Annotated in this window: 19 protein-coding genes; 11 read left to right on the forward strand and 8 right to left on the reverse strand. The window is 65.6% G+C overall.

The window, feature by feature from the left end; translation table 11 throughout:
• Positions 1-5 precede the first annotated feature (5 nt).
• Positions 6-443: a ribosomal maturation YjgA family protein gene (locus tag ASC78_RS13055; RefSeq protein ID WP_055802175.1), complete on the forward strand. Its 438-nt coding sequence runs from the start codon at positions 6-8 to the stop codon at positions 441-443.
• On the opposite strand, the gene mtgA is transcribed toward ASC78_RS13055, so the two are convergent.
• The 5 genes from mtgA to ASC78_RS13080 form a co-directional block, all read right to left on the reverse strand.
• On the reverse strand, positions 388-1,131 hold the full coding sequence (mtgA, locus tag ASC78_RS13060; RefSeq protein WP_055801699.1) for a monofunctional biosynthetic peptidoglycan transglycosylase: 744 nt from the start codon (positions 1,129-1,131) through the stop codon (positions 388-390). The two genes, ASC78_RS13055 and mtgA, sit on opposite strands and share 56 nt — an antisense overlap.
• On the reverse strand, positions 1,128-1,985 hold the full coding sequence (gene aroE / locus ASC78_RS13065; RefSeq protein ID WP_055801703.1) for a shikimate dehydrogenase: 858 nt from the start codon (positions 1,983-1,985) through the stop codon (positions 1,128-1,130). Before aroE ends, mtgA begins: the two co-directional genes overlap by 4 nt.
• A 39-nt stretch (positions 1,986-2,024) precedes the next feature.
• Positions 2,025-2,876, reverse strand: coding sequence for an energy transducer TonB (locus tag ASC78_RS13070; RefSeq protein ID WP_055801706.1), 852 nt, complete (start codon positions 2,874-2,876; stop codon positions 2,025-2,027).
• A gap of 82 nt (positions 2,877-2,958) precedes the next feature.
• On the reverse strand, positions 2,959-5,022 hold the full coding sequence (locus ASC78_RS13075; RefSeq protein WP_055801709.1) for a ribonuclease catalytic domain-containing protein: 2,064 nt from the start codon (positions 5,020-5,022) through the stop codon (positions 2,959-2,961).
• Between the two features lie 65 nt (positions 5,023-5,087).
• Positions 5,088-5,681 carry a YqiA/YcfP family alpha/beta fold hydrolase gene (locus tag ASC78_RS13080; RefSeq protein WP_055801712.1) on the reverse strand — a complete coding sequence of 198 codons (594 nt, stop codon included), beginning with the start codon at positions 5,679-5,681 and terminating at the stop codon, positions 5,088-5,090.
• A 368-nt stretch (positions 5,682-6,049) separates the two neighbouring features.
• Between ASC78_RS13080 and ASC78_RS13085 the strand changes: the two genes are divergently transcribed.
• Together ASC78_RS13085 and ASC78_RS13090 are read left to right on the forward strand one after the other, a co-directional pair.
• Positions 6,050-6,778: a response regulator transcription factor gene (locus ASC78_RS13085; protein ID WP_055801714.1), complete on the forward strand. Its 729-nt coding sequence runs from the start codon at positions 6,050-6,052 to the stop codon at positions 6,776-6,778.
• Positions 6,779-6,783: 5 nt separating this feature from the next.
• Complete coding sequence (locus ASC78_RS13090) at positions 6,784-8,640, forward strand: sensor histidine kinase (protein ID WP_235505076.1); 1,857 nt, start codon at positions 6,784-6,786, stop codon at positions 8,638-8,640.
• A 30-nt stretch (positions 8,641-8,670) separates the two neighbouring features.
• Here the strand turns inward: ASC78_RS13090 and ASC78_RS13095 are convergent, their stop codons facing one another.
• Complete coding sequence (locus ASC78_RS13095) at positions 8,671-10,749, reverse strand: carboxypeptidase regulatory-like domain-containing protein (protein WP_157634440.1); 2,079 nt, start codon at positions 10,747-10,749, stop codon at positions 8,671-8,673.
• Positions 10,750-10,873: 124 nt separating this feature from the next.
• Between ASC78_RS13095 and rodA the strand changes: the two genes are divergently transcribed.
• The 4 genes from rodA (at position 10,874) to ASC78_RS13115 (ending at position 15,450) form a co-directional block, all read left to right on the forward strand.
• Positions 10,874-12,028: a rod shape-determining protein RodA gene (rodA, locus tag ASC78_RS13100; RefSeq protein ID WP_055801719.1), complete on the forward strand. Its 1,155-nt coding sequence runs from the start codon at positions 10,874-10,876 to the stop codon at positions 12,026-12,028.
• A 39-nt stretch (positions 12,029-12,067) separates the two neighbouring features.
• Positions 12,068-13,528 carry a metalloprotease TldD gene (gene tldD / locus ASC78_RS13105; RefSeq protein WP_055801721.1) on the forward strand — a complete coding sequence of 487 codons (1,461 nt, stop codon included), beginning with the start codon at positions 12,068-12,070 and terminating at the stop codon, positions 13,526-13,528.
• 46 nt (positions 13,529-13,574) lie between these two features.
• Entirely contained in the window at positions 13,575-14,111 is a 537-nt protein-coding gene (locus tag ASC78_RS13110) for a hypothetical protein (protein WP_082517515.1), read from the forward strand.
• A 220-nt stretch (positions 14,112-14,331) separates the two neighbouring features.
• The gene (locus ASC78_RS13115) at positions 14,332-15,450 is read left to right on the forward strand and encodes a 3-deoxy-7-phosphoheptulonate synthase (protein WP_055801724.1); all 1,119 of its coding nucleotides are present in this window, start codon (positions 14,332-14,334) and stop codon (positions 15,448-15,450) included.
• On the opposite strand, the gene ASC78_RS13120 is transcribed toward ASC78_RS13115, so the two are convergent.
• A complete protein-coding gene (locus tag ASC78_RS13120) occupies positions 15,447-15,956 on the reverse strand; it encodes a cupin domain-containing protein (RefSeq protein WP_055801727.1) in 510 nt (169 codons plus the stop codon). The two genes, ASC78_RS13115 and ASC78_RS13120, sit on opposite strands and share 4 nt — an antisense overlap.
• On the reverse strand, positions 15,953-17,356 hold the full coding sequence (gene mpl, locus ASC78_RS13125) for a UDP-N-acetylmuramate:L-alanyl-gamma-D-glutamyl-meso-diaminopimelate ligase (RefSeq protein ID WP_055801731.1): 1,404 nt from the start codon (positions 17,354-17,356) through the stop codon (positions 15,953-15,955). The genes ASC78_RS13120 and mpl overlap by 4 nt, the downstream gene beginning before the upstream one ends.
• A 100-nt stretch (positions 17,357-17,456) precedes the next feature.
• On the opposite strand from mpl, the gene ASC78_RS13130 reads away from it, so the two are divergent.
• From ASC78_RS13130 to accC, 4 genes are all read left to right on the forward strand, one after another.
• Positions 17,457-18,053: a hypothetical protein gene (locus tag ASC78_RS13130; protein WP_055801734.1), complete on the forward strand. Its 597-nt coding sequence runs from the start codon at positions 17,457-17,459 to the stop codon at positions 18,051-18,053.
• Positions 18,054-18,599 carry a TlpA family protein disulfide reductase gene (locus ASC78_RS13135; RefSeq protein ID WP_055801737.1) on the forward strand — a complete coding sequence of 182 codons (546 nt, stop codon included), beginning with the start codon at positions 18,054-18,056 and terminating at the stop codon, positions 18,597-18,599.
• A 98-nt stretch (positions 18,600-18,697) separates the two neighbouring features.
• A complete protein-coding gene (gene accB, locus ASC78_RS13140; protein WP_055801741.1) occupies positions 18,698-19,159 on the forward strand; it encodes an acetyl-CoA carboxylase biotin carboxyl carrier protein in 462 nt (153 codons plus the stop codon).
• Positions 19,160-19,161: 2 nt separating this feature from the next.
• A complete protein-coding gene (accC, locus tag ASC78_RS13145; protein ID WP_055801743.1) occupies positions 19,162-20,511 on the forward strand; it encodes an acetyl-CoA carboxylase biotin carboxylase subunit in 1,350 nt (449 codons plus the stop codon).
• Positions 20,512-20,515: the final 4 nt, after the last annotated feature.

A 20,515-nucleotide genomic window follows, 5' to 3' on the forward strand; every position in this document is an offset into this window, starting at 1 on the left:
GCGCGATGATACGGGGCATGCGATGGCGTTTCGATCCTCTTTCTCTGGTGTGGGCGGTGGCCCTGTTGTTTGTTCTCGTGCTGCTGGCTACCGTCGGCGCGCGCTGGGGCTGGTTGCGGAGTTTCTTCGGCGACGTGCTGGCCGTGGCGTGGGTCTATCTTGTCTTCAAGAGCTTCGTTGCCGCGCGCGTGCTGCCGCTGGCGCTGGCGGCGCTCGGTGTGGGCCTGGCGGTCGAACTGGGGCAGTTCCTGGCATCGGCCTGGCACCTGCACATTCCGAACCGTGCCCTGCGCATCGTGCTCGGCAGCACAGCCGACTGGTGGGATGTGCTGGCCTACGTGATCGGCTTCGCGGCCGTGCTGGCCATCGAGGCGGTGTGCGGCGCCGTCAGGGCAGCTCGGCCGCCGACATCCGCGCCACGATGGTCGAAGCCCGCCCGTTGAGATAGGACGAGCCGACCCTGCGCTCGAAGAACTTCGGGCTCGGCAGCATCACGGCCAGGCGCGCAGCCTCGCCGGCGCTCAAGCGCGAAGCGGGTTTCCTGAAGTAGTACTGCGCCGCCGCCTCGGCGCCGAACACGCCTTCGCCCCATTCGACGTTGTTGAGATAGATTTCGAGGATGCGGCGCTTGTCGAGCAGCACCTCGAGCAGCGTGGCGAGCACCAGTTCCTGGCCTTTGCGCAGCAGCGTGCGCTCGCCGGAGAGCAGCAGGTTCTTCGCGAGCTGCTGCGTGATGGTGGAGCCGCCTCGCAATTGCACCGGGCGCACCGGCTTGCCGCGGGCAATGGCACGCGCCGCGCGACGGGCGGCAAGCTCCTCGGCCTTGGCGTTGCGCTGCCGCGCGCGCTCGATGGCTTCCCATTCCACGCCGTTGTGGTCGATGAAATCGGCATCCTCGCTGGCGATGACGGCACGCTTGAGGTTGTCGCTGATCTGCGTGTAGGGCACCCATTCCTGGCGCCATGCGCCCTTGCTGCCCTGGTGAATGGCGATCTGCCAGGCTTCGGAGCGCTGGAATGCGGTGCTCTGCGGATCGACCACCGCCATGGCCGCGATGCGCGCCACGAAGAAGAGCTCCATCGCCAGGCCCGCCAACAGCAGGCAGGCGACCAGGCGCAGCAGGCCCCTCATTGGCCGGCGGCGAGCGAGGCGCGCAGTTCGGCCAGCACCTGTGCGGCGGGCGGGCGCACGCCGCGCCAGATCTCGAAAGCCTCGGCCGCCTGCTCGACCAGCATGCCCAGCCCGTCGCGCGGTACGCCGCCGTGCGCTTCGGCCCAGGCCATGAAACCGGCGGCGGCGGGGCCGTACATCAAGTCGACCGCGAGCGCACCCGTGCGCAGCACCTGCGCGCGCACCGGCACCCCGTCGCCTGCGAGGCTGGAAGCGGTGGCATTGACCACCACGTCGAAATTGCCGGGCACCTCGTCGAGCGCCCAGGCTTCGAGCGCGGCGCCGCGCTGCAGGGCCAGGGCGGCATGGCGCTGTACCAGGGCCATCGCCTTGCCGACAGTCCGGTTGGCTACCACGATGCGGGAGACTCCCGCATCGAGCAGCGGCCCGAGCACGCCAGCGGCCGCGCCGCCCGCGCCGATGAGCAGCAGCTCGCAACCTGCGAGCGGCACGGCGGCGTTGCGCACAATGTCGTTGACGAGGCCGATGCCGTCGGTGTTGTCCGCATGGATGCTGCCGTCGGCTTCGAAGCGCAGCGTGTTGACCGCTTGAGCGAGCAGGGCGCGCTCGCTGGTGTGCTGCGCAATGGCGGCGGCGTCGAACTTGAAGGGGACGGTCACGTTGCAGCCGCGCGCCGTGTCGCCGCGCTCGGCGGCCTCGCGCCTGAAGCTTGCAACGCCTTCGGCAAAAGCGCCAATCGGCACGAGGCGGCGGCTGTAGTTCATCTGCTGGCCGCAGAGTTCGGCAAACCGGGCATGGATGCGGGGCGAGCGGCTGTGCTCGACGGGGTTGCCCATTACGCAGTACAGGTCCATGGCGCCGTGATTCGCTGTTGTCGCGGTTGCTTCTGCCGCTTATTGGGAGGAGAGCTCGATGGTCTCGTCGCGCGTGAACTTGAAGCGCGACTGCAGCACGATCTGGTCGGTTTCTTTTCGCATCGCGCCGGTGAACTTGCCGAAGTTGCCGATGCTGAGCACGATGGCCTTGGCGCGGCGGTCCAGGGTGGTGTCGCCCGAGCTTTCATCCACCACGGTGTCGAGCAGCTTGCCGTCGTGATTGATGGTGATCGTCATCTTGAGCTCGCCATAGAGCTTCTTGCCGGCCGCGGTGGGGAAGTTCTCGGTGCCCCGCAGCTCGATGCGGCGGCGCAGCGTGTCCACGTAGATGGCATAGGCCGCTTCGCGCGTGGAGGGGCTCAGGTAGCGCTTCTTGGGCCGTGCGTTTTCTTCGTTCACGCGCCGTTCGATCTCGGCCAGCAGCTCCACCATCTGGCGCCGCTTTTCCTCGCGCGCCACGGCTTCCTTCGGATCGCCCGAGGCGCGCGGTTCGGGTGCGGGCATGGCGGCGAGGTCGCGCTTGAGTTGCGCGAGCAGCTGCATCTGCTGGGCCTGCATGGCCTCGACCTGGCGCCGCGCCTCTTCGATCGAATCTCCCACAGCGGTGAAGCTCGACGGCGGCAACGGGCTGGTGGCGCGGCCCCGTTCGAGGTCACCACCGCCCGCGAGCGAGGTCTGCGCCACCACGCGCGTCTTGGCGTCGGGCTTGTCATGGGTCTTGCTGTTGACCAGGATCACCTCGAGCGGCGTTTCGCTGAAGACCCGGTTGAACGATTCAGGGTCGACGAAGCGCACCGCAAGAAGCGCTGCATGCACGATGACCGACACGCCGAGTGCGATCTGCAGCGTGCTCAGATCCCTGAAGTTCATGGACGACGGTCCTCCAGGCTGATTGAATGGCCTCTGCCCTGCGGGCTGCGGTGCTGGGCACTTTCGGTTGGCCGGGCGGTGCTCATGCCGGCGTGTTCTCGGGTGCCGCCTCGCTGTCGGTCAGGTCGACGGCAATGGCGATGGGGCCCGCGACTTCTTCCAGCTCTTCGTCGCCGCTTTCTTCTTCCTCGGCGGCGGCATCGGCCTTGGGCGCATCGAGGCGCTCGAGCACCGTGCCGTGCACGTCGAGCGCGATTTCATCGATCTCGCCGAGCTTCACGCGCAGGCGCGCACCGCGCTCCTGCTGGCCCGCGACCGGAAACACCAGCGGCAGCGTGTCGGCACGCACCAGCGCGCCGTTCTGGATGTCCTTGATGACGGTCGCCTCGAGCTCGGTAATGCCCTGCTGCTGCAGGTACTTGAGCGTCCAGAAGCGTTCCATGCCGCCTTGGTAGCCGTTGTAGGTCGCGTAGGCGGCGTCGAAGCCCGAGAGGATCGAGAACAGGTCGGCATCCTTCGGCTTGAAGGGCGCGGCCAGTGCGGCGGTCTTGCCGTGGCGCGCGGCCGCGATGATCTGCCACTGGTTCACGAGATCGGTGTAGCGGCGCAGCGGCGAGGTGCTCCAGGCATAGCTCTTCACGCCCAGGCCCGCGTGCGGCAGCGCCCGGGTGCCCATGCGCACCTTGATGCCGGGCGCCAGGCTGGCCTGGCTGCGGTAGAGCCCGGGCACGCCGAGTTCACCGAGCCAGCCGCCCCAGCTGCTGTTGGCCAGGATCATTGCTTCGGACACGATCAAGTCGAGCGGCGCGCCGCGCTGGCGCGTGGTGATCTGCACCTGCTCGTTGCCGTTCGGCTCGCCTTCGTTGCCGACGAGGCGGAAGTTGTAGTCAGGCCGGTTGAAATTTTCGGGCTTGCCGCGCACCACTTCGCGCTGGGCCTTGAGCTGCTTCGCGAGACGAAACAGGAAAGAGAGCGGAGCGCGCAGCTTCGCTGCGGCTTCGGGCGTGTTCCCGCTCGTGAACGAGGCGTCTTCGAGCCAGGGCTGCGTAATGACGCTGTCGAGCTGGTCGTGCCGCAGGTTGGCCACGATGGGCACGCGTTCGAGTTTCGTCTCGCTCGATTGCAGCTCCAGCGTGGCTTCGTCGAAGCGCACATAGAGCGACACCGCGGGCCGATCGCCGCCTTCCAGCAGCGTATAGGCGTTGACCACCTCGTCGGGCAGCATCGTGATCTTGTAGCCCGGCATGTAGACCGTGGACATGCGATTGCGCGCCACCTGGTCGATAGGGCTGCCCGGCGTCAGCGCCAAGCCGGGCGCCGCGATGTGGATGCCCACCGTGACGGTGCCGCTGCCCAGGCCCTGCACCGACAGCGCATCGTCGATTTCAGTCGTTTGCGAATCGTCGATCGAGAATGCCTCTACGCCCACGGCAAGCGGCAGGTCGTCCACGATGGCCGGTGCGGCGAGCGCCGGGAACCCGGTGCCCTTGGGGAAGTTCTCGAACAGGAAGCGGCGCCAGTGGAACTGGTAGGGCGAGTCGATGGCGCCGGCGCGCTCCAGCAAATCGAGCGGCGGGCGCTGCGTGGCGCGCGCGGCATCGACCACGGCCTTGTATTCGGGCGCATTCTTGTCCGGCTTGAACAGGATCTTGTAGAGCTGCTCGCGGATCGGCGGCGGGCACACGCCCTCGGCCAACTGCCCGGCCCACTCGACGATCTGTGCCTGGATGACCTTTTTCTTCTCGATGGCTGCCAGCGCCTGCTGCAGGATCTCGGCGGGCGCCTTCTTGAAGCGCCCCTTGCCGGCGCGGCGAAAGTAGTGTGGCGCCTCGAAAAGCGCGAACAGCGCGGCGGCCTGCTGCGCAAGCGTGGGCTTGTCGCTGAAATAGTCGGATGCAAGATCGCCGAAGCCGAACTCCCCCTCCGGCGCAAATTCCCAGGCCAGATCGAGGTCCATCGCGGCGGCAAGGGCGCGCGCTTCTGCGATCAGCTCGGCAGGCGCCGGCTTCTCGAAACGAAGGACGATATTGGCGCCCTTGACCTTGACGCGCTTGCCGGTGTCGAGCTCGACCTGCGCCGATGCTTCGGCCTCCGACAGCACGCGGCCGCCGAGGTACTTGCCGGCTTCTTCAAACAATACAAACATGCCAGGATTGTCCCAGACTTGGACACCCCCAGGCCTGGCCGCTTCCGCGGCGTCTTGCAGGAGCGTCAGATGGGATTGATGAACGCCATCACGTCGTCGAGGTGGTTTTCCTCGAAATCCGACAGCGCATGGTCGCCGCCCTCGAGCAGCTTGATGTTGCTGTCGGGGTAGCGCGCCGAGGTTTCGTGCCAGTCGAGCGCCTCGTCGCCCTTGGCGATGATGGCCAGCACGCGCTCCGGGCGCGTGAGCGCACCGACTTCCATGGTGCGCAGCTCCTGGATGTACTCCGGCCGAAAGTAGAAATGCTCGGCCGGATCTTGCCAGGTGGTCTGGTCGCCGATGTAGAGCGCGAGGTCGCGCGCGGGATGCACTGCCGGGTTGAGCAGAACTGTGCGGCATCGCGTCATGCCCGCCACATAGGTGGCATAGAAACCGCCGAGCGAGGAGCCCACCACCGCCATCGACTTGCGCGGCCAGTCCGCAATGCCCTTCATGATCATGTCGATGGCTTCGCGCGGAGAAGGAGGCAGCTGCGGGCACCACCACTGCAGGTTGGGATGCTCCCGTGCCACGCGCTGTGCCATGAGCCGCGCCTTGGTCGAACGGGGCGAGGAGCGGAATCCGTGCAGGTACAACAGATGAGTGGTTTGCGGGTCCATGCGTGGTGGAGACTGAAAGTGGTGCGGTCGAACCAACTCCTTGATAGAAGGAGCGGGGTAATTTTGCATGAGGTCCGTGCGCACAAGATGCCCTCCGGAGCCCAGGGCTCCGGGATGCGGGCTGCTTGCAGGAACGTGACGGTGTACCACTGTGGTCTCCGGATCGCGGGAATTTTCTTTGCTGAATTTGCTTGGGTCTGCCCTCAGGAAATCGAAAGTATTCAACTTGCACCGACGGCGGTTTCCGGTCGAACGGCATGGGTGACGAGCTCAACTCCAGTTTCGCGATCCGAGAGCGCGCGGGGCATCCCATGAAAACGGGAGGCTTTGCGGCCCTTCGAGCGGGCGCCGAGGCTTATGCTCGGCCCATGAACATCGAGGCTCTGGATGCGGGAACGACACGCCGTTGGGGCGTGCTCGTCGTCGAGGACGACAGCCGCGCGCGCTCCTTCTTCGAAGCCAGCGTGCAGCGCAGTCCCAGCCTGTTCTGGCTCGGAAGCGCAGGCACGGTGCAGGAGGCACTGACCTGGCTGGCCCAGACCGCCACCATTCCCGACGTGCTGCTGGTCGACCTGGGCATGCCCGACGGCAGCGGCCTGGACGTGATCCGCGATGCCGTGGCGCGCTTTCCCGGCTGCGAGCCGCTGGTGATTTCCGTCTTCGGCGATGAGGAAAACGTGCTCTCCAGCATCGAGGCCGGTGCCGTCGGCTATATCCACAAGGACGCCGCGCCGGAGGACATTGCGCAAACCATCGTCGAGATGAAGGCCGGCGCGTCGCCGATCTCGCCCATGATCGCGCGGCGCGTGCTCGCCAAATACCGCAGTCTGCAACTGGCGGGCACCCCCGCCACCGTGGCCGCACCTGAGGCAGCCGCCGACAACGCGGCGCCGAGCCTGCTCTCGGCGCGCGAGCACGAGGTGCTCACGCTGATTGCGCGCGGCTTCTCCTATGCGGAGATTGCGCGGCTCAAGGGGCTGAGCGTTCACACGGTGCAGACGCACATCAAGAATCTCTACGGCAAGCTGGCGGTGCACTCCAAGAGCGAGGCCGTGTTCGAGGCCACGCGCCTCGGCCTGCTGTCCCACCCGGGCTGAACCGCGTGGCCGGTCGCATATTCGGAGGCCCGGCACGGGTCCTTCTCGCCATGGGGCTCGCGGTGATGCTGCTGGTCGCGGCGCGTTTCGCAGCGGCTGCACCGGCGGAGAGCCCGATCGAACTGCGGCGCGGCACCGTCACCACCACCATCGACGGCGTCACGCACCAGGCGCCCGTCGAGCTGTCCTACCACTGGGATCGACGGCACGCCGGACGCCCGGGCCTTGCGGATTTCGCGCTGCCTTTCGCGCTCGCGGCCGAGCCGGCGACGCCCTGGGGCATCTTCATTCCCCGCGCCGGCAACGTTCTCGAGGTGCGGCTCAACGACGCCTTGCTGCAGGCCTTTGGCGACTTGTCCCGGGGCAACGGCGCCGACTACGCCAAGGCGCCCATCTATGTGCCGGTGCCAGGGCATTTGCTGAAGGCGGGCGACAACCGCCTGCAGATTCGCATCCGCGCCGACAGCGCCCGCCGCGCCGGGCTTTCGCGCGTGACCATCGGGCCCGCGACGCCGGTGCGCACCGAGCTTTTCCAGAGCGCCTATGCCTGGCGCTTCACCGGGTCGGTGCTGCTGACCGCCTTCAGCCTCATCGTCGGCGGCATCGCGCTGGCCTTGTGGCTCACGCAAGTCGATACCGATGCCGACGGACGGCGACGGCGCGACGGCATCTATTTCTGGGCCGCGCTGGCTGAGTTCTGCTGGGCCTTGCGGGTGGCCGACGGCGTGATTGCCGAACCGCCTCTTCCTTGGGGAATCTGGGGTGTGCTCATGGCCACCTGCTATGCCGGCTGGGCGGCGTCCGCCATGATGTTCTGCTATCACCTGGCCGGCTGGGACGGTAACCCGCGCATGCGCTGGCTGCGCTGGCCGATGGCCGCCGTGGTGGCCGGAACCTTCGCGTCGAGTGCCATGGCGCTGCACAGGGAGCAACCCTATTGGCTCACCGGTTGGCTCGCGCTCGAAATCGTGGTCGTTACCTTGTTCGTCGGCGCCTTTGCGGTGGCGACGGTCAAGCGGCCGAACGTGGGGCGCCTGCTGGTGGCGGCCGCGGCGCTGGTGACGCTGGGCTTCGGCACCCGCGACTGGCTCGTGATCCGCCTGAGCGATGCCTACGGCGAGACCACCTGGGTGCGTTATTCGTCCGTCTTCTTCGGCATTGCGCTGCTCTTGATCGTGCTGCGGCGCTTCCACGCCGCGAGCGTCGAGGCGCGTGGCTGGGTCGCGACCCTGGCCGAGCGCGTGGCGCAGCGCGAGCGCGAACTCGCGTCCACCTTCGCCGCGCTGGAGCAGGTGGCGCGCGACCAGGCGCGCACCCACGAGCGCGAACGCATCCTGCGCGACATGCACGACGGCGTGGGCTCGCACATCAGCTCGGCGATCCGGCAGCTGCAATCGGGCCAGGCGAGTTCCGATGAACTGCTGCGCACGCTGCGCGATTCGCTCGACAAACTCAAGCTGTCGATCGATTCGATCCATTTGCCGCCCGGCGACGTCGGCGCCCTGCTGGCGGCATTGCGCTACCGGCTGGAGCCGCGGCTCGCGGCCGCCGGCATCGCATTCGAGTGGGCGGTGGACGAGGTGCCCGCGGTAAAACGGCTCGACGCGCAGGGCATGCGGCAATTGCAGTTCCTGCTGTTCGAGGCCATCTCCAACGTGCTGCAGCACGCCCACGCGAAAACGCTCCGGATCGAGGCCGAAAACCTGGACGGCGCCGTGCAGCTGCGCGTGATCGACGACGGGCAGGGCTTCGACGCATCGCGCGTGCCAAGGGCGCTTTCGGAGCGCGCCGCCACAGTCGGCGCACGGCTGGCGCTCAAAAGCCGAGCGGGGCGCACGGTCGTTCAGCTGGACTTTGCGTGAAAAGGGACCGTTGCGGATCCCCTGTCCTGCTTACCACTGCTTGTAGAACATGACGTAGCGAGTGATGCCGAGTGCGCGTGCCGTGGTCGCCTCGAACGCCATGAAGTGCACTCGGCTTCCCTCGGCGAATTGGTTGCTGGCAAGGCTGTCGCAGTGAGTGTCGCCTTGCGCTGCGGCCGTGCAGTCGATCATTGTCTTGCGTGTGGTGGAGGTCAGCGCAGCGCTGTCGTTGAAGCTACTGCCCGATTTCGTGAAACCGTAAGCGGTCAAGCTCGAAGGTGCCTGGACGCCGAGCGGCACGGTCCAGGCATCCAGATTGCCGGGTGCGCTGATGTTCAAGACGTTCGGCTGGCTTACGCTGTTCGCCGGATAGAGCAGACCGTTGTTCGCACTCGTGCGTGTCGTCAGGTCGGAGCGCATGGCGGGCGTCAGGTTGAAGAACGGCTGCTGGCGGATCTCACCGATCGTCTGTGGGCGCGACAGGTTGCGTTCGTACTGGATCACATTGGGTACGCCTGCCTGTGCATGCACGAACTCGAATTTCCAGAGGCTTTGGTCCTGAAGCTGGCTGATTTGCGGGTCGGTGTACTCCGGATCGAGCAGGCCGATATTGGGCTCCCTGCTCACCAATCGACCAAGGGTGGACGGGTTTTCATAAATGCCGCGCAGCAGGATGCCGTTGTTGAGAATCGGCGTGCCGTCTGGCTTGGTCAACACCAGGATCGACAGGCCGGGCTGCGGCACGAAAGTCAACACGCTGTTCAGCGGCGAGGTCACGATGACTTTGCTGAAGACCGGCACGCCGTTCAACAGTCGGTTGCGGATAGGGACGGCATACCCAGTGGTATGGGAACTGAAGGCCGGGGAGTTGATCATGTCACGGTAGGCGGACACGGGGCGCACGCTCGCGGCATAGAGGTGGCCGTCGCCCACGAGCTTGAGCTTGGTGCCGATCTTGCGCGCGGTGATTGTTCCGTGGGTGACACTGTCTCCCACGTCCGTCGCGCGATAGCTCAAGGTCAGGTCGCCGTTCCCGCGGAAGAACTCGAAGGTCCCGCGGTCCCACGTGCGGCCGGTAGCTTCAGGCCGGAACAGCGTCGTGAAGGAGCCTTGGTTGCTGGCATCGCGTCCGACGCCGAAGCTGCTGTTGAGGTAGTTGGAGGGGTCGTCGCCGGCAAAGAGCTCTCGGCATGCCGGTGCGATCACGTCCGAGGGGCCGCCGGTGATCGCGGTCGAGTCGGTCGGCGCTTTGACACGCTGCGATAGAGGCAACCGGTAGCAGGTGTTCAAGCGATCGAAGAGATCGATCAACGCAACCGGCGAGGGGATGTTGGCCAGCTGGTCGGGTGTAATGCTCGGCGGCAAGGTCGGAACGCTGGCGTCGCTGCTGCGGAAAATGATCGAGACCGGCGCATCGTCGGTGGCGGGAGACTGGCGCTTGACGGTGATTTCGATGTTGGCTGCGTTGCCGTCGGGTCGCACGCTGACCGAGATCGCGTCGAGCACTTTGTCGTGCCCGGTGCCGTCGGCGCTGAACCGACCGGCAATCGGATCGAGGTTCTCTTGCCCCAGGGCGACAAGCAGCGGCTTCAGTGCCTCGGTCAACGCGGCAGACCGCTGTTGAAGGCGCGCATCGGTCACTGCTTCGGCATTGGCCTGGACGGCAGCAGCGAGCTTGGAGGGATGTCCATCGGGAGAGAGCTGCGAGACGATCACAGTGGTCAGCGGCGTGATGTTGGCAGTGCCGCCGGCAGTGGCCGTCGTGCCGTAGAGAAACTGCTCTTCCCGCTGGGCCGTGATGGTCAAGGGTGCCTTGACCGTCGAAGGCAGGGTGCAGCTGTAGAGGCCTTGGCCGTCGGTCTGGGTAGTGCAGACCGACGCGCCTGTCTGGTCCTGAACTGTGACCGTTGCGCCGCTGAATGCCGTGCCCGTTGCGGCAGTGCCGCTGAGCGCGAGCGGGGCAGGCTCGGGCGAGGAAGAACCGGCGGACGAGGCGCTGCCTGGTGAAACCGGAATTCCCGTGCCGGCGCTGCCACCTCCACCTCCCCCGCAGGCGGAGATGACGACACACAGAGCGGCCAAAGACGGACGCAGAAGCTCGAACTTCATGGATTCCTCCCTTATTTATTTGTTCTTCGAATGTAGGGCAATGCCATGATTGCGACTTCTTTGGGAGGGATTTCTTCCGACGCAGAACGTGGACGATTACCGGAACGCGGGATAATCCGCCCCCATGTCCGCCGTGTTCAATCAGCCCTCCCTGGCGCGCCGTATTGCGCCCATTTTTCAGGGCTTCGACGGCTTTCTGGCCTTTGCCGTCCTGCTGCTGGCCTTTGCCGGCCTGCTCACCATGTATTCGTCGGGCTATGACCATGGCTCGCGCTTTTCCGACCATGGCCGCAACATGCTGCTGGCCGGTTTCATCATGTTCGTGGTGGCCCAGGTGCCGCCGCAGCGGCTGATGCTCTTCGCGGTGCCGCTCTATGCCACGGGGGTGGCACTGCTGGTGGCGGTGGCGCTCTTCGGCATCACCAAGAAAGGCGCCACGCGCTGGATCAACATCGGCGTGGTGATCCAGCCCAGTGAAATTCTCAAGATCGCGATGCCGCTGATGCTGGCGTGGTGGTTCCAGCGCCGGGAAGGCCAGTTGCGGCCGCTCGACTTCGTGGTGGCCACGGTGCTGCTTGCAGTACCGGTGGGACTCATCATGAAGCAGCCGGACCTGGGCACTTCGCTCCTGGTGCTCGCGGCGGGCATGGCGGTCATCTTTTTCGCTGGGCTGTCGTGGAAGCTGATCGTTCCGCCGGTGGTGATCGGCGCCATTGCCGTGACGCTGATCGTGGGTTTCGAGTCGCAACTGTGCGTCGACGGCGTCGACTGGCGCGTGCTGCACGACTACCAGAAGCAGCGCGTCTGCACGCTGCTCGACCCGAGCAAGGACCCGCTGGGCAAGGGCTTCCACATCATCCAGGGAATGATCGCCATCGGCTCCGGCGGCGTGGGCGGCAAGGGCTTCATGCAGGGCACGCAGACGCACCTGGAATTCATCCCCGAGCGCACCACCGACTTCATCTTTGCGGCTTACTCCGAGGAATTCGGCCTGGTGGGCAACCTCGCGCTGATCGCGGCGTTCATCCTGCTGATCTTCCGCGGGCTGGCCATCGCGGCCAGTGCCACGACGCTGTTCTCCCGGCTCCTGGCAGGGGCGGTGACGATGATTTTCTTCACCTATGCCTTCGTCAACATGGGCATGGTGAGCGGCATCCTGCCCGTGGTGGGCGTGCCGCTGCCGTTCATCAGCTACGGCGGCACCGCCATGGTCACGCTGGGCCTGGGCCTGGGCATCCTGATGTCCATCGCCAGAGCCCGCAAGCTCGCCCAGAATTAGCGACGTACGCAAAGCGTGGGAGCGAGCAATAATCCCTTCATGATCTCTCGCGAACCCACCATCGAGCGCCTTGCCACGGCGCAACAGCTTCTTCTCACGCCATTCGGCCTCGACGAATCGCACCTGGGCAAGGCCCTGGCCGAGATCACCGCGCACAAGGTGGACGACGCCGACCTGTACTTTCAGTACACCCGCAGCGAAGGCTGGAGCCTGGAAGAGGGCATCGTCAAGACCGGCAGCTTCAGCATCGACCAGGGCGTCGGCGTGCGTGCGGTCAGCGGCGAAAAAACGGCTTTCGCCTATTCGGACGACATTTCCGAGGCGTCGCTGCTCGATGCCGCGCGCACCGTGCGCTCCATTTCTTCCGCGGGCCGCACCGGCCGGGTGAAGACGGCCACGCGCAAGATCGCCTCGAGCCGCTCGCTCTACAGCGGCATCGATCCCATTTCCACGCTCGACAGCACGGCCAAGGTCAAGCTGCTCGAAAAGGTCGAAAAGCTGGCCCGTTCGCGCGATCCGCGCGTGGCGCAGGTCATGGCGGGCCTCGCGAGCGAATACGACGTGGTGCTGGTGGCGCGCGCGGACGGCACGCTGGCGGCCGACGTGCGGCCGCTGGTGCGCCTGTCGGTCACCGTGATTGCCGAGCAGAACGGCCGGCGCGAAGTCGGCTCGGGCGGCGGCGGCGGGCGTTTCGGACTGGCCTACTTCACCGACGAGCAGATTGCCGAATACGTCGACCATGCCGTGAAGGCCGCGCTGACCAACCTCGATGCGCGTCCGGCCCCGGCCGGCGAAATGACCGTGGTGCTCGGTTCCGGCTGGCCCGGCATCCTCCTGCACGAGGCCATCGGCCACGGCCTGGAGGGCGACTTCAACCGCAAGGGCTCGAGTGCGTTCTCAGGCCGCATCGGCCAGCGCGTGGCGGCCAAGGGCGTCACCGTGCTCGACGACGGCACCATTGCCGACCGCCGCGGCTCGCTCAATGTCGACGACGAAGGCAACGCCAGCCAGCGCAACGTGCTCATCGAGGACGGCATTCTCAAGGGCTACATCCAGGATTCGCTCAACGCGCGCCTCATGAAGGTCAAGCCCACGGGCAACGGCCGCCGCGAGAGCTACGCGCACGTGCCGATGCCGCGCATGACCAACACCTACATGCTGGGCGGCGACAAGGACCCGAAGGAAATCGTGGCCAGCATCAAGAAGGGCCTCTACGCCACCAACTTCGGCGGCGGGCAGGTCGACATCACGAGCGGTAAGTTCGTGTTCTCCGCAAGCGAAGCCTACTGGGTCGAGAACGGAAAGATCCAATACCCGGTGAAGGGCGCGACCATCGTGGGCAACGGCCCGGACGCGCTCACGCGCGTAACGATGATCGGCAACGACATGGCGCTCGATTCCGGCGTGGGCACCTGCGGAAAAGAAGGCCAGAGCGTGCCCGTCGGCGTCGGGCAACCCACCTTGCGAATCGATGGTTTGACCGTAGGCGGCACGGCCTGAGCTTGCTAAGCTCCGCTCCTCAAATTTTTACAAAGAGGAGCATTCGATGAGGATCAGGATCAATTCGTCTGCGGCCCTGTGGGCTGCGACCGTTGCCGCGGCATTGCTGGCTACGGCCGGCTGCGCATCGCGCGGCGGTTCGGGCGCCAGCCAACCCGCGGCCGCGCCCGCTGCCGCGCCTGCGGCACCGGCCCGCGCAGGGGCCAAGACCGGCATGGACGCCCAGGGCAACGTCGTCGATTCCTCCAAGGTCGAAGCCGGCAGCGGCCGCACCGTCAAGGGCCTGAACGGCTACGAAGGCGAGATCACCGGCAACCCGACGCGCAACAGCAGGTTCAATCGGCTGCAGATCGGCATGAGCGCCAGGCAGGTCACCGACATTGCCGGCCAGCCGACCGACCAGGGCGCCTACGTCACGGGCAAGGCCTTCATCCCGTTCTATTTCGGCGGCGACCGCCACCGCTACGAGATGACTTACAAGGGCCAGGGCCGGCTGGTTTTCGCGGGTGGCGGCATGGGTGACTACTCGGGCGGCAACCTGATCTGGATCATCCACAACCCCAACGAATCCGGCTACCGCTGACCTTCGGAAGCCGGGCTTTCGCCGGGCTTCCTGTTTTCCGTGCTACATTTCGCCCACATGTCCGCCCTCCGCGCTTATTTTTTTGCTTTCTTTTGGTTCCCGGTTTCCGGCGGACGAGAGGCGAGCGCGTAAAGCAAACGAACACCCTCCCAAAACCGCCGGCGCCTCGAGCCCCGGCGGTTTTTTTATGCCCTGACGATCTTCACACAAGGAAAACACCATGAGCACGAACACTGCCCCGACCAGCGACAGCTGGTATGCGAGCGTCGAAAAAACCAGCAAGACCGACGACGAACGCATCAAGGACATCAACGTGCTGCCCCCTCCTGAACATCTGATCCGCTTCTTCCCGATTCGCGGCACGCCGGTCGAAACGCTGATCGAAGGCACCCGCCGCAACATCCACAACATCATGGCCGGCAAGGACGACCGACTGCTGGTGATCATGGGGCCCTGCTCGATCCACGACCCGGCCGCGGCGCTCGAATACGCCCGCCGCCTGAAGGTCGAGCGCGAAAAATACGCCGGCACGCTCGAGATCGTGATGCGCGTTTACTTCGAGAAGCCGCGCACCACGGTCGGCTGGAAGGGTCTCATCAACGACCCGTACCTCGATGAGAGCTTTCGCATCGACGAGGGCCTGCGCATCGCGCGCCAGCTTTTGATCGACATCAACCGCCTTGGTCTGCCGGCGGGCAGCGAGTTTCTCGACGTGATCTCGCCGCAGTACATCGGCGACCTGATCGCCTGGGGCGCCATCGGCGCGCGCACCACCGAAAGCCAAGTGCACCGCGAACTGGCCTCGGGCCTCTCGGCACCGATCGGCTTCAAGAACGGAACCGACGGCAACATCCGCATCGCGACCGATGCCATCCAGGCGGCGGCGCGCGGGCATCACTTCCTGTCGGTGCACAAGAATGGCCAGGTCGCGATCGTGCAGACCAACGGCAACCGCGACTGCCACGTGATTCTGCGCGGCGGCAAGGCGCCGAACTACGATGCCGCGAGTGTCGAAGCTGCCTGCAAGGATCTCGAGGCCGCCAAGCTGCCTCCCACGCTGATGGTCGATTGCAGCCACGCCAACAGCTCCAAGCAGCACCAGAAGCAGATCGACGTGGCGAAGGACATCGCCAACCAGATCGCCGGGGGTTCGAACCGCGTCTTCGGCGTGATGGTCGAAAGCCATCTGCAAGCCGGCGCCCAGAAGTTCTCGCCGGGCAAGGACCAGCTTTCGGGCCTCGAATACGGCAAGAGCATCACCGATGCATGCATCGGCTGGGACGATTCGGTGCAGGTGCTGGACACCCTGTCGCAGGCGATCAAGCAGCGCCGCGGTTAAAGCATCCCGGCCAGTTCGGGCCAGTGATGCTGCATGGCAGTGGCTTCGTCGCTGTCGGGCGGCACCAGGGAAAAGTCGGCAAAGTCGAAGCCCGGGCCGACCATGCAGGCGACCAGCGTGTAGTCGCCGCTGGTGTGGCCCTGGATCGGGCGGGCAGCCTGCCACTGGCCGGCCGGCACGACGTGCTGGGGCCGCGTGCCGTGCGCATCGACCGGGCCCAGCCGCACGTGCGCCGGCGCGGTGCGCAGCGCGGCATCGCAGGTCCACAACGCCAGCGGCACGCCTTCCAGGTGCACCCAGACTTCGTCCGACTGCACCCGGTGCCAGCGCGAATGCTGCCCCGCTTCGAGCAGAAAGTAGATGCTGGTGAGCGCGCTGCGCGGCGCGCGGCCGTCGGTGGGAACTACGCTCGCCGCGGAACGGAACACCTCGCTGTACCAGCCACCCTCAGGGTGGGGCTGCAGCTTCAGGCTCTCGATCAATTCCCGCGCGCGCATGGCCGTCATGATGCCGGCGCGCTGCGAAGTGCCGCAAGCAGTTTGTCGTGCACGCCGCCGAAGCCGCCGTTGCTCATGCAGACGATGTGGTCGCCGGGCCGGGCCGCAGCCACGATCTGCGCAACCAGCGGCTCAATGGCACCGGCCACCTGAGCGCGGTCGCCCATCGGCGCGAGGGCCGCGGCGGCGTCCCAGTCGAGCCCGGCCGTGTGGCAGAACGACCGGTCGGCCGACTCCAGGCTCCACGGCAGCTGCGCCGCCATGACACCCAGCTTCATCGTGTTGCTGCGCGGTTCGAAAGCGGCAAGGATGCGCTCGTCCCGCTTGCCCGCGGCATCGAGCTTCTTGCGCAGGCCTTCGAGCGTGGTGCGGATGGCGGTCGGGTGATGGGCGAAATCGTCATAGACGGTGATCGCGCCTCTGCTGCGCTCGACGGTGCCGCGCAGCTCCATCCGGCGGCGGACGTTCCTGAACGTGCCGAGCGCTCGGGCCGCATCGGCCGGCGCCACGCCCACATGCTCGGCGGCCGCAATGGCGGCCAGCGCGTTCATCTGGTTGTGCAGGCCGGAGAGTTCCCACTCGACCCGGCCGACCGTTTCACCCCGGCGCAGCACCTCGAACGCATCGTGCGTACCGGCGGCCTGCCATTCGCCGCCCGCGCCAAAACGCGCGAGCTCGCTCCAGCAGCCCTGGGCCAGCACGCGCTGCAGGCTTTCTTCGGTTGCGTTCACCACCAGCCGGCCGGTGCCCGGCACCGTACGCACCAGATGGTGAAACTGGCGTTCGATGGCGGCAAGGTCGTCGAAGATGTCTGCGTGGTCGAACTCGAGGTTGTTGAGAATCGCGGTGCGCGGGCGGTAGTGGACGAACTTGCTGCGCTTGTCGAAGAAAGCGGTGTCGTATTCGTCCGCCTCGATGACGAAGGCCTGCCCGCCGCCGGACCGTGCCGAGACGCCGAAATCGAGCGGAACGCCGCCCACAAGGAAGCCCGGCGCCTTTCCGCCCTGTTCGAGCACCCACGCCAGCATCGAGGTGGTCGTCGTCTTGCCGTGGGTTCCGGCCACCGCCATCACGTGGCGACCTTGCAGCACGTGCTCGGCCAGCCACTGCGGACCGCTGGTGTAGGGCTTGCCGGCATCGAGGATGGCTTCCATCAGCGGAAACTTTGGCGTGCCGTCGGGAAGCCGCGCCCTCGACACCACGTTGCCGACCACGAACATGTCAGGCGAAAGTGCGAGCTGGTCGGCTGCGAAGCCTTCGATCAGGTCGATGCCGAGCGAGCGAAGCTGGTCGCTCATGGGCGGGTACACGCCGGCGTCGCAGCCGGTGACCCGGTGGCCTGCTTCGCGCGCCAAGGCGGCCAATCCGCCCATGAACGTGCCGCAGATGCCAAGAATATGAATGTGCATCCGGCGATTCTAGGGAGGCCGCCTGCGCCGCCTCGGCCTGAGGCCTGCCCTTTGTACTGATGTTCGTGTGAAGGGCGTCATCTGCGGGCAAAATATCTCGATGGACGCGTCCAAGCGTGAGATTGCCGCTGCAGCAGCCCGCCTCGTTGTCGAAGAGGGGCTGGAGTACGGCCCGGCCAAGCGCAGAGCGCTCCGCGACCTGGGCCTGTCGTCGCGCACCTCGCTGCCCAATAACGACGAGGTCGAGGCCGAGGTCCGCGACTACATCGCGCTCTATTGCGCAGACACACAGCCGCAGGAACTGCATGCCTTGCGGCTGCTGGCGCTCGAGTGGATGGAGCGCATGGCTGCATTCCGACCGCACATCGGAGGCGCCGTCTGGCACGGCACCGCCACCCGGTTGTCAGACATTTATATTCAATTGTTCTGCGATGATTCCAAGTCCGCCGAAATTGCACTGATCGACCATCACGTGGACTACGAACCGCGGATGGTGACCGGCTTTCATGGCGAGCACGTGGAAGCGCTCAGCGTGCACGCCGCGAGCCGCGCGCTGGGTGAAGAGATCGGCGTGCACCTGCTGGTGTACGACCTCGACGATCTGCGTGGAGCGCTTCGGCCCGACGCTCAGGGCCGGGTGCCGCGTGGCGACCTGGCCGCGCTGCGCCGGCTGATTGAAAAAGAAAAGGACAAGTGAATGAGTTCTTCGCCCACACGGCGCCGCCTTCTTTACGGTGGCGTGGCAGTCGCGGCCGCGGCCGCAGGCCTGGGCGGCGCGTGGTGGCGTGAGCGCGGCAGCGGCACGAAGGGCGAAGCCCTCGATGCCGCCTTCTGGACACAGCGTTTCGAACGTCCCGAGGGCGGGGAATTGGTATTTGCCGATTTGCGCGGCAAGCCGCTGCTCCTTAATTTTTGGGCGACCTGGTGCCCTCCTTGTGTGGAGGAAATGCCGATGATCGACCGCTTCTTCCGTGAAAATGGTGCGAACGGTTGGCAAGTTGTCGGATTGGCGATCGATCAACCGAGCGCTGTCCGCAAATTTCTACAGAAAACACCCGTCAGCTATCCCACCGGATTGGCTGGTCTTCAGGGAACCGAGCTGGTGAAAAGCCTCGGAAATACTGCAGGCGGTCTGCCTTTCACGCTGGTTTTGAACGGCAACGGAGCCGTGGCGGCACGTAAAATGGGCAAGCTGGAACCCGCCGATCTGGACACTTGGCGGCGTGAACTGGTTCACGGTTAGAATCAGATACACCTCGGCATTCGCCGCCAATCGCTAAAGATCGACGATTTTTAGCCCAGTTACATCCTAATGACCGGCAAAGTCGGCACTGGAGCCTCATGGATCTGCGCAAACTCAAGACACTGATCGATTTGGTGTCTGAATCCAATATTTCCGAGTTGGAAATCACCGAAACCGAAGGCAAGGTTCGCATCGTCAAGGGCGGCGGTGCTGCCCCCGTGCAATATGTCCAGACCGTGGCGGCACCCGCCGCAGCGGCGCCCGTTGCCGGTGCCCCGGCAGCTCCCGCGATTGCCAATGCGCCAGCACCCGAGGCTGCGCCCACCGGGCACGCCGTCAAGTCGCCGATGGTGGGTACTTTCTACCGCTCGTCCAGCCCCGGCGCGGCGGCTTTTGTGGAGATCGGCAGCAAGGTCAACGAGGGCGACACCATCTGCATCATCGAAGCGATGAAGATCCTCAACGAAATCGAAGCCGACAAGTCCGGCACGATCACCCAGATCCTCGGCGAAAACGGTCAGGCGGTCGAATACGGCCAGCCGCTGTTCATCATCGAGTGACCATGTTCAAGAAGATCCTGGTTGCAAACCGGGGGGAAATCGCCCTCCGGATCCAGCGCGCCTGCAGCGAGCTCGGCATCAAGGCCGTGATGGTCTATTCGGAAGCCGACCGCGACGCGAAGTACGTCAAGCTCGCACAGGAGGCCGTTTGCATCGGCCCCGCGCCGTCGTCGCTCAGCTATCTCAACATGCCGGCGATCATCTCGGCGGCCGAAGTGACCGACGCCGAGGCGATTCATCCCGGCTATGGTTTCCTGAGCGAGAACGCCAATTTCGCCGAACGGGTGGAGCAGAGCGGCTTCCAGTTCATCGGCCCCACGCCCGACAACATCCGCACGATGGGCGACAAGGTCTCGGCCAAGCAGGCGATGATCAAGGCCGGCGTGCCTTGCGTGCCCGGCTCGGAAGGCGAACTCTCCGACGATGCCGCCACCAACAAGCGCATTGCCCGCGCGATCGGCTACCCGGTCATCATCAAGGCGGCGGGCGGCGGCGGTGGCCGCGGCATGCGTGTGGTGCACACCGAAGCGGCACTGATCAACGCGATCCAGATGACCAAGGCGGAGGCCGGCGCTGCGTTCAACAATCCGGCCGTGTACATGGAGAAGTTTCTCCAGAACCCCCGCCACGTCGAGATCCAGATCCTGGCCGACAAGCACAAGAATGCGGTGTATCTGGGCGAGCGCGACTGCTCCATGCAGCGGCGTCACCAGAAGGTCATCGAGGAATCGCCGGCGCCGGGCATTCCGCGCAAACTGATCGAGAAGATCGGCGAGCGCTGCGCCGCGGCCTGCAAGAAAATCGGCTATCGCGGCGCCGGCACCTTCGAGTTCCTCTACGAAAACGGCGAGTTCTATTTCATCGAAATGAACACGCGCGTACAGGTGGAGCACCCGGTGACCGAGTTCACCACCGGCATCGACATCGTGAAGACGCAGATCATGGTGGCGGCGGGCGAGAAGCTGCCGTTCACGCAGCGCCAGATCGAGATGCGCGGCCACGCCATCGAATGCCGCATCAACGCCGAAGACGCCTGGAAGTTCACGCCGTCGCCGGGCCGCATCACCATGTGGCACCCGCCGGGCGGCCCTGGCGTTCGCGTCGATTCGCATGCGTACACCAACTACTTCGTGCCGCCGAACTATGACTCGATGATCGGCAAGATCATCGTCTACGGTGACACGCGCGAGCAGGCCATGGCCCGCATGCGCACGGCGCTCAACGAGACCGTGATCGAAGGCATCCAGACCAACATCCCGCTGCACCGCGAGCTGATGGTCGACGCCAAGTTCATGAGTGGCGGTACCAACATCCACTATCTGGAAGAGTGGCTGGCGGCGCACAAGCGCTGAACGG

The sequence above is a fragment of the Variovorax sp. Root318D1 genome, from assembly GCF_001424835.1.
In the GTDB taxonomy this organism is placed as follows: domain Bacteria; phylum Pseudomonadota; class Gammaproteobacteria; order Burkholderiales; family Burkholderiaceae_C; genus Variovorax.

Coding starts and splice junctions, on each gene's coding strand:
- ASC78_RS13055 (WP_055802175.1), top strand. CDS start 6: ATGATACGGGGCATGCGATGGCGTTTCGATCCTCTTTCTCTGGTGTGG.
- mtgA (WP_055801699.1), bottom strand. CDS start 1,131: ATGAGGGGCCTGCTGCGCCTGGTCGCCTGCCTGCTGTTGGCGGGCCTG.
- aroE (WP_055801703.1), bottom strand. CDS start 1,985: ATGGACCTGTACTGCGTAATGGGCAACCCCGTCGAGCACAGCCGCTCG.
- ASC78_RS13070 (WP_055801706.1), bottom strand. CDS start 2,876: ATGAACTTCAGGGATCTGAGCACGCTGCAGATCGCACTCGGCGTGTCG.
- ASC78_RS13075 (WP_055801709.1), bottom strand. CDS start 5,022: ATGTTTGTATTGTTTGAAGAAGCCGGCAAGTACCTCGGCGGCCGCGTG.
- ASC78_RS13080 (WP_055801712.1), bottom strand. CDS start 5,681: ATGGACCCGCAAACCACTCATCTGTTGTACCTGCACGGATTCCGCTCC.
- ASC78_RS13085 (WP_055801714.1), top strand. CDS start 6,050: ATGAACATCGAGGCTCTGGATGCGGGAACGACACGCCGTTGGGGCGTG.
- ASC78_RS13095 (WP_157634440.1), bottom strand. CDS start 10,749: ATGAAGTTCGAGCTTCTGCGTCCGTCTTTGGCCGCTCTGTGTGTCGTC.
- rodA (WP_055801719.1), top strand. CDS start 10,874: ATGTCCGCCGTGTTCAATCAGCCCTCCCTGGCGCGCCGTATTGCGCCC.
- tldD (WP_055801721.1), top strand. CDS start 12,068: ATGATCTCTCGCGAACCCACCATCGAGCGCCTTGCCACGGCGCAACAG.
- ASC78_RS13110 (WP_082517515.1), top strand. CDS start 13,575: ATGAGGATCAGGATCAATTCGTCTGCGGCCCTGTGGGCTGCGACCGTT.
- ASC78_RS13115 (WP_055801724.1), top strand. CDS start 14,332: ATGAGCACGAACACTGCCCCGACCAGCGACAGCTGGTATGCGAGCGTC.
- ASC78_RS13120 (WP_055801727.1), bottom strand. CDS start 15,956: ATGACGGCCATGCGCGCGCGGGAATTGATCGAGAGCCTGAAGCTGCAG.
- mpl (WP_055801731.1), bottom strand. CDS start 17,356: ATGCACATTCATATTCTTGGCATCTGCGGCACGTTCATGGGCGGATTG.
- ASC78_RS13130 (WP_055801734.1), top strand. CDS start 17,457: ATGGACGCGTCCAAGCGTGAGATTGCCGCTGCAGCAGCCCGCCTCGTT.
- ASC78_RS13135 (WP_055801737.1), top strand. CDS start 18,054: ATGAGTTCTTCGCCCACACGGCGCCGCCTTCTTTACGGTGGCGTGGCA.
- accB (WP_055801741.1), top strand. CDS start 18,698: ATGGATCTGCGCAAACTCAAGACACTGATCGATTTGGTGTCTGAATCC.
- accC (WP_055801743.1), top strand. CDS start 19,162: ATGTTCAAGAAGATCCTGGTTGCAAACCGGGGGGAAATCGCCCTCCGG.